The sequence below is a fragment of the Streptomyces sp. KR55 genome, from assembly GCF_052245645.1.
In the GTDB taxonomy this organism is placed as follows: Bacteria; Actinomycetota; Actinomycetes; order Streptomycetales; family Streptomycetaceae; genus Streptomyces; species Streptomyces flavusporus.
The window spans coordinates 1-7,177 of record NZ_JBQQCE010000492.1; the positions used below are offsets into that span (position 1 = coordinate 1).

Consider the following 7,177-nt stretch of genomic DNA (forward strand, 5'->3'; position numbering starts at 1 on the left):
GCGGAGTGATCAGCCCGTACGACTCCCACTCCGCAAGTTCCTGCTCTCCGATCCCGGCGGCCGCCAGCAGCTCCGCCCGCCCGATGCGCGCCGCCGTCGGTCTCTCGGAGGACTCCGGCGGGGCTTCGCCGTCACGCTGCCGGCCCAGCGTGGGCAGCCGTACCTCCTCGCCGCGCTCCATCGCGTCGAGGTACTCGCGGATCACCTTGAGCGGCAGATAGTGGTCCCGCTGCATCCTCAGTACGTGGCCGAGTCGCTCGACATCGGCGGCGCTGAACTTGCGATATCCCGAGGGGGTCCGCTGCGGCTCGATGAGCCCCTCGGACTCCAGGAAACGGATCTTGGAAATGGTGACTTCGGGGAACTCCTCGCGCAGCACGTTCAACACCGTGCCGATACTCATCAGCCCGCTGTCCGCGGCGGTGATGCCGTTGCCGGCACCACCGCTCGGTGTATGAAGCATGGACCTTCCCTGGGGGTCCCCCCGGACGAAGCCCGGGGGACGGTCAGATGCCCTGCCGGCTCGCGTAGAAGACCAGCCGATACTTGCCGATCTGTACCTCGTCACCGTTCGACAGAGCGACCTGGTCGATCCGCTCACGGTTGACGTACGTGCCGTTCAGACTGCCCACGTCGGCCACCGTGAACGAACCGTCCGGGCTGCGGCGGAACTCCACATGCCGCCGCGAGACCGTCACGTCGTCCAGGAAGATGTCGCTCTGCGGGTGACGCCCGGCCGTGGTCAGGTCGCTGTCCAGGAGGAAGCGGCTGCCCGAGTTCGGCCCGCGGCGCACGACCAGCAGCGCGGAACCCAGCGGAAGGGCGTCCACCGCAGCCTGCGCCTCGGGCGAGAGCGTCGGCATCGGGGTCTGCCCGGTGGCCTCGGCGTCGTAGGCCTCGAGACCGCTGATGGAGATCGTGGAGGTCGTCTCGGACGGACGCTCGGCGGCCGCACCCGCCCGCAACGGCGCACCGCAGTTGGAACAGAAGCGGCTGCTCTCCGCATTGCGGTTACCGCACCTCGTACACACCAGGGCCGACATGGACGGATCCTCCTGCCGCGGCTGCCCCGCCGGGGCATTGGACGCGTACGGGCCGGCGGAAAACCCTCCACCCGTACTTGAGGTTGACGGTTGCCCGAAACCTATGCCGCCGGACTGGGCAGGGTCAACCGTCGGCGCGCCCTGACCTCCGGAAATGTCACCGCCCGGACCAGCGACCTGGTCGCGGAACAGTGGGCGCTGGCCCTCTGCGTCAGGCTGTGCGCGATGACGAGCGGTGGCGTTGCCGCTGCCCTCTCGTGCGCTCTTGCCGAACAACTTCGCAAACAACTTCACGGGCGATTCCCCTTGACCTGAACAGACCCGCCCGTGGGGCAGGACGAACCCTGACTGCACACTCCGGCCGACCCGGACATCCTCACAACGTCCGTATCCACCAGACAGTTTCCACCACGCACCACCCATTCGGTGCGCCGACCCCCCGCAACCTCATGCCCTCGCCGGACGACCCCCATGCACCCCCGGTTCACTGGGAGGACGACCGAGCGTAGTCAGGTCGCTTCGCAGCTCGCAAGGCGTCCACAACGATCTTGTCCGACCGCTCGACGGTCACGGTGGCCTGCTCCTTCTCGAGCGTCTGCACCACGCCTCCTGGAATGTTGAGCGCCGGTTCGAGGTCCTGCGGCTTGCCGATGACCTTAAAACGATAGGGAGCATTGATCTTGTTCCCGTCGACGCTGACACTCTGCCCGGAGTCGGTCAGATACGTGCCTGCGACCACACGCACCCCGTTCACCTGGATCGCCTCCGCGCCGGCCGCCCGTAGTTCTTGGATCGCGTCGAGCAGCATGTCCGCCTCGACCGTCCCCTTCGTGTCGTCGATGGTCATCGTGATGCCGGGTCCCTGCGCCGCCACCGTGCCCGCCAGAATGCCGAGTTGCCGCTCCTTCTCGATCGTCTGCTTGCGGGCCTCCTCGGCCTGGTTGGAGCTGTTCTCCAACTCGTCGCGCTGCTTCTCGAGCCCCTGCTTCTCGTCCTCAAGACGCTGGGTACGGTCGTCGAGTTCATCGAGGATGCGTACGAGATCCTCCTGCCGCGCGCCCCGCAGCGCGCTGTCGCCGTCGCTGTTCGAGGCGACCTGCACGGCCAGGCCGAAGCCGAGACCGAACAGCAGCAGCGCGACGATGAGTTGGGCACGGGTGACGCGCGGCGGCCACAGACCGTTCACAAGCCGCTGCCGGCCGGTGAGCGCCGGCTCGGACTCCTCCTCGGGGCGGTCCACCGTCGCCGTGGCCGTGGCCGGCACCTCGTCGGGCAGCTCCTTGCGCAGCCGGTTCTCGGCTGTCTCGTCCTGCTTGCTCATCGGCCTCACGCCCGGAACACGTGCCGACGGATCGCCGCGGCATTGGAGAAGATGCGGATGCCGAGAACCACCACGACACCGGTGGACAGCTGCGCGCCGACGCCCAACTTGTCGCCCAGGAACACGATCAGCGCGGCGACGACCACGTTCGACAGGAACGACACCACGAAGACCTTGTCGTCGAAGATGCCGTCGAGCATCGCCCGCAGACCTCCGAAGACTGCGTCCAGCGCCGCCACCACGGCGATCGGCAGGTAAGGCTCGACAGCCGCCGGAACCTCGGGCCGGACCAACAGGCCGGCCACGACTCCCACGACGAGGCCCAGTACGGCGATCACGATGTGCCTTTCTCAGTTCTCGGCTGTGCTGACTCGGTTATCGGCTCTGCTGTGCGGACGATCACACTCGGCGCCGCCGGCAGCCGCACCTCGTCCTCCACGGAGATGCTGGTACGGATGCCGAAGTTCTCCTGCAGGGCATGCAGATAGAGCCCGTCCGCGCTGTTCTGGAACCTGGTGCTCAGCTGCTTCCCGTCGCCCACCGCGAGCACCGTGTACGGCGGCACCAGTGGCCGGTTGTCGACCAGTATCGCGTCACCCGCAGCCCTGATCGCCGACAGCGCCGTCAGCCGCTGCCCATTGATCGAGACGGCCTCGGCGCCCGACTCCCAGAGTCCGTTGACCACCCGCTGCATGTCACGGTCACGCACCCGCCCCGTGTCGGAGAAACCGGACGTTCCGCGCGGGTCGCTGTCACCACCGACGGCGGATTCCTTGGCGTCGTTCACGACCAACTTCACACCGGGGCCGCGTACTTCGGTGGCGCCCGACAGGATTCCCACCAAGTTGGTCTGATCACCGCCGCCGCTCTGCTTCAGCGCCTCGTGCTGGCGGGCGCTCACGTCGTCGCGCAGCTTGTCGACGTCACTCTCCAGCGCGTCCGCAGCCGCGGTCTCCCGGTCGATCCGGTCGATGAGCTCCTCGCGCTCCTTGGCGACCACAGGAGCTGCCACCCGCGCCTGTGCGGCGCCGACGGTCACCACCAGGGCCGCAAGCACCAGGCCGGCAGCGAGACCGAGCTTCGCCCTGAAGGTCCTGGGCATGCCTTCGGCGCCCGCCGCCTGCTTCCTGGCCGCGGCCTCGGCGTATCCGTCGTCGAGGCTGTGATCCATGACGTTGGTGAGCAGCGACATGGACGCGTCCGGGCGTGCGGGGGGCGTGGAACTGCTCCGAACGGGGGGTTGCTGCGGCATGCCGCACATCGTCGCACGTCGCGACCGCTACCTCCGCACGGCCCCACCGGCGTGCCGGACAGGCCCCCTTGGGGACACTTGTCCGGCACGCGCGCGTGCTGCCCGTTTACCGTCCGGCGCTGTCCACGACCGCCGACCACTCGTCGAGCAGGGCCTGCGCGGAGGCGTCATCCGGCCCTTCCGCCCACAGGTGGGTGACCGCCGCGGCCGGGTCTGGCAGCACCATGACCCAACGCCCATCGGCCTCCACCACGCGCACACCGTCCGTGGTGTCCACGTCGCGATCTCCGGCCGCCTCGACGACGCGCCGCATCACCAGCCCCTTGACGGCCCAGGGAGTCGCCAGATCCTGCTTGAGGACGTGCGCCCTGGGGATCCGCGCGTCGATCTGGCTGAGCGTGAGCTGAGTACGCGCCACCAGACCGATCAGCCGCACGAAGGCCGCCGTACCGTCGAAGACACTGCTGAACTCCGGGACGATGAATCCGCCCTTGCCGTCGCCACCGAAGATCGTCGTGTCATCGCGCCCGACCCGCGTCAGGTCGTCAGGGGAAGTGGTGGTCCACTCCACCTGGGTCCCGTGATAGGCCGCGACCTGCTCGGCGATCCTGGTCGTGGTCACCGGCAGGGCGACCCGCCCGCTGCGCCGCTCAGCGGCCACCAGGTCGAGCATCACGAGCAGCGCCCGGTCGTCCTCGACGATCCGCCCCTTCTCGTCGACCAGCGACAGCCGCTCACCGACGGGATCGAACCGCACCCCGAATGCGGCCCGCGCGGACGCAACGATCTCTCCTAGCCGCACCAGCCCCGACCGCCGGGCATCCGCCGTCTCCGTCGGCCTGGACTCGTCCAGACCGGGATTGATCGTCAGCGAGTCCACGCCCAGCTTGCCGAGCAGGCTGGGCAGCACGAGCCCCGCACTACCGTTCGATGCATCGACGACGACCTTCAGCCCGGACTCGGCGATGCCGGTCGTGTCCACATTCCGCAACAGCGACCCGGAGTACGAGTCGAAGACACTGGCCGGGAAGTGCAGATCCCCGATCTCTCCCGGGAACGCACGCCGGTACTCCTGCCGCGCGAACACCCGGTCCAGCTTCCGCTGACTTGCCTGCGACAGGTCGGCTCCTCGCCCGTCGAAGAACATGATGTCCACGGAATCCGGCACGCCGGGCGTGGTCCGGATCATGATCCCGCCGGCACTGCCACGTGCCGTCTGCTGCCTCGCCACCGGCAGCGGTACGTTCTCCAGGTCCCGTACGTCGATGGCACTGGCCTGCAGCGCGGAGATCACCGCCCGCTTCAGCGCACGCGCACCACGGGAATGGTCACGGGCCGTGGTCACCGTGGAGCCCTTTTTCAAGGTCGTGGCATAGGCGCCGGCGAGGCGCACGGCCAACTCGGGCGTGATCTCGACGTTCAGAATTCCGGAGACGCCGCGGGCGCCGAAGAGATGCGCCTGCCCCCTCGATTCCCATATGACCGAGGTGTTGACGAAGGCACCGGCCTCGATGGTCTTGAACGGGTAGACCCGCACATTGCCCTGCACGATCGATTCTTCACCGATGAGGCACTCGTCGCCGATGACCGCGCCGTCCTCGATCCGCGCCGCCCGCATGATGTCGGTGTTCTTGCCGACGACACAGCCCCGCAGATTGCTGTGCTGCCCGACGTACACGTTGTCGTGCACAACGGCCTTGTGCAGGAACGCCCCGCTCTTGACGACGACATTCGAGCCGACGACGGTGTGCTCACGGATTTCCGAGCCGGCCTCGACCTTGGCATAGTCACCGATGTAGAGCGGCCCGCGGAGCACGGCGTCAGGATGCACCTCGGCGCCTTCGGCCACCCACACACCAGGTGAGATCTCGAAGCCGTCGAGTTCGACGTCGACCTTGCCCTCCAGGACATCGGCCTGCGCCTTCACATAGCTCTCGTGCGTGCCGACATCCTCCCAGTACCCTTCGGCGACATAGCCGTAGATCGGCTTGCCCTCCTTCATGAGCTGCGGGAAGACATCGCTGGACCAGTCGACGGGGACATCGGCCTCGACATAGTCGAAGACCTCGGGCTCCATCACGTAGATGCCGGTATTGACGGTGTCCGAGAACACCTGGCCCCAGGTCGGCTTCTCCAGGAACCGCTCGACCTTGCCCTCTTCGTCGACGATGGTGATACCGAATTCCAGTGGGTTGGGGACACGCGTCAGGCAGACAGTGACCAGCGCACCCTTTTCCTTGTGGAAGTTGATCAGCTCGGTGAGGTCGAAGTCGGTCAGGGCATCACCGGAGATGACGAGGAACGTGTCGTCCTTCAACGCCTCTTCGGCGTTCTTGACACTTCCGGCGGTACCGAGTGGCTTCTCCTCGTTGGCATAGGTGAGCTCCATACCGAGCTCCTCGCCGTCACCGAAGTAGTTCTTGACCAGTGAGGCAAGGAACTGGACAGTCACGACAGTCTCGTTGAGCCCATGCCTTTTGAGCAGCCGCAGAACGTGCTCCATGATCGGCCGGTTGGCCACCGGCAGGAGCGGCTTGGGCATGCTTGAGGTCATAGGACGAAGGCGCGTGCCTTCGCCACCGGCCATCACGACGGCCTTCATGTCGGAAGCGTCCTCCTCGAAGAGACGACGGTCTAGCCGACTTCACCCGTCCGAATTGTCCCGCACTTTTCCCTCGCGGGCCATCGCACCGCTACGGCCGCACGTTCGGCGAGCTCAATCGGTCATGGCGTCCGCACGAACCAGGCGGCGGACTTGCACCACATAGAGGACTCCTGCCCACCAGTAGAGGGTTGTACCCCATCCTGCGAACGCCCATCCGAAAATAGCAGCGAGTGACGAGATCCATCCACTTCCGTCACTGAGCAACAGCAAGGGGAAGGCGTACATCAGGTTGAAGGTGGCGGCCTTCCCGAGGAAGTTCACCTGCGGCGGCGGATATCCGTGACGCCTGAGGATGCCCACCATCACCAGCAGGACCAGTTCCCGCGCAAGCAGTACAGCGGTCAACCAGATTGGCAGAATCTCTCGCCACGTAAGACCGACCAGGGTCGAGAGAATGTAGAGTCGGTCGGCCGCGGGATCAAGAAGCCGGCCGAGACTGCTGATCTGGTTCCAGCGTCGGGCAAGTTTGCCGTCCAGGTAGTCACTGATCCCGCTGAGAGCCAGCACCAACAGCGCCCAGCCATCACTCTTCGGTCCCCCGAACTCGGGCCTGAGGATCAGCCACAGGAAGAGGGGCACGCCGACGAGCCGCGCCATGCTGAGGATGTTCGGGATGGTGAGGACCCGGTCCGTCTGGACGCGAGTCTCCTGGACCTCCAACCGGGGGCCTCCTGTCGAAAACGAGCCAACTATGCCCACTGACCTTACCTCAACGCAAAAAAGCTCTGGCTCTCGGGCCAGGTGCCCGAGAGCCAGAGCTCTAAAAGGAGTTCGGCGGTGTCCTACTCTCCCACAGGGTCCCCCCTGCAGTACCATCGGCGCTGTGAGGCTTAGCTTCCGGGTTCGGAATGTAACCGGGCGTTTCCCTCACGCTATGACCACCGAAACACTGTGAA

Annotated in this window: 7 protein-coding genes and 1 rRNA gene; all 8 read right to left on the reverse strand. The window is 66.4% G+C overall.

Annotation, left to right across the window (positions count from 1 at the left end; translation table 11 throughout):
* A partial coding sequence (gene ftsR, locus ACTWQJ_RS42925; RefSeq protein ID WP_443311832.1) for a transcriptional regulator FtsR occupies positions 1–463 on the reverse strand: 463 nt, incomplete at its 3' end.
* A gap of 43 nt (positions 464–506) precedes the next feature.
* A complete protein-coding gene (locus ACTWQJ_RS42930; RefSeq protein WP_129796728.1) occupies positions 507–1,466 on the reverse strand; it encodes an FHA domain-containing protein in 960 nt (319 codons plus the stop codon).
* 61 nt (positions 1,467–1,527) lie between these two features.
* Positions 1,528–2,364, reverse strand: a complete 837-nt coding sequence (locus ACTWQJ_RS42935) for a DUF881 domain-containing protein (RefSeq protein WP_443311833.1) — start codon at positions 2,362–2,364, stop codon at positions 1,528–1,530.
* Positions 2,365–2,369: 5 nt separating this feature from the next.
* Entirely contained in the window at positions 2,370–2,702 is a 333-nt protein-coding gene (locus ACTWQJ_RS42940) for a small basic family protein (RefSeq protein ID WP_003977440.1), read from the reverse strand.
* Positions 2,699–3,616, reverse strand: a complete 918-nt coding sequence (locus ACTWQJ_RS42945; RefSeq protein ID WP_443311834.1) for a DUF881 domain-containing protein — start codon at positions 3,614–3,616, stop codon at positions 2,699–2,701. The genes ACTWQJ_RS42940 and ACTWQJ_RS42945 overlap by 4 nt, the downstream gene beginning before the upstream one ends.
* 106 nt (positions 3,617–3,722) lie before the next feature.
* Positions 3,723–6,218 (reverse strand): sugar phosphate nucleotidyltransferase, encoded by a 2,496-nt coding sequence (locus ACTWQJ_RS42950; RefSeq protein WP_443311835.1) that lies wholly within the window; start codon positions 6,216–6,218, stop codon positions 3,723–3,725.
* Between the two features lie 114 nt (positions 6,219–6,332).
* On the reverse strand, positions 6,333–6,941 hold the full coding sequence (locus ACTWQJ_RS42955; RefSeq protein WP_095751205.1) for a CDP-alcohol phosphatidyltransferase family protein: 609 nt from the start codon (positions 6,939–6,941) through the stop codon (positions 6,333–6,335).
* Positions 6,942–7,050: 109 nt separating this feature from the next.
* Positions 7,051–7,167, reverse strand: a 5S ribosomal RNA gene (gene rrf, locus ACTWQJ_RS42960).
* Between the last annotated feature and the right edge of the window lie 10 nt (positions 7,168–7,177).

Coding starts and splice junctions, on each gene's coding strand:
- ACTWQJ_RS42930 (WP_129796728.1), bottom strand. CDS start 1,466: ATGGGTGGTGCGTGGTGGAAACTGTCTGGTGGATACGGACGTTGTGAG.
- ACTWQJ_RS42935 (WP_443311833.1), bottom strand. CDS start 2,364: ATGAGCAAGCAGGACGAGACAGCCGAGAACCGGCTGCGCAAGGAGCTG.
- ACTWQJ_RS42945 (WP_443311834.1), bottom strand. CDS start 3,616: ATGCCGCAGCAACCCCCCGTTCGGAGCAGTTCCACGCCCCCCGCACGC.
- ACTWQJ_RS42950 (WP_443311835.1), bottom strand. CDS start 6,218: ATGAAGGCCGTCGTGATGGCCGGTGGCGAAGGCACGCGCCTTCGTCCT.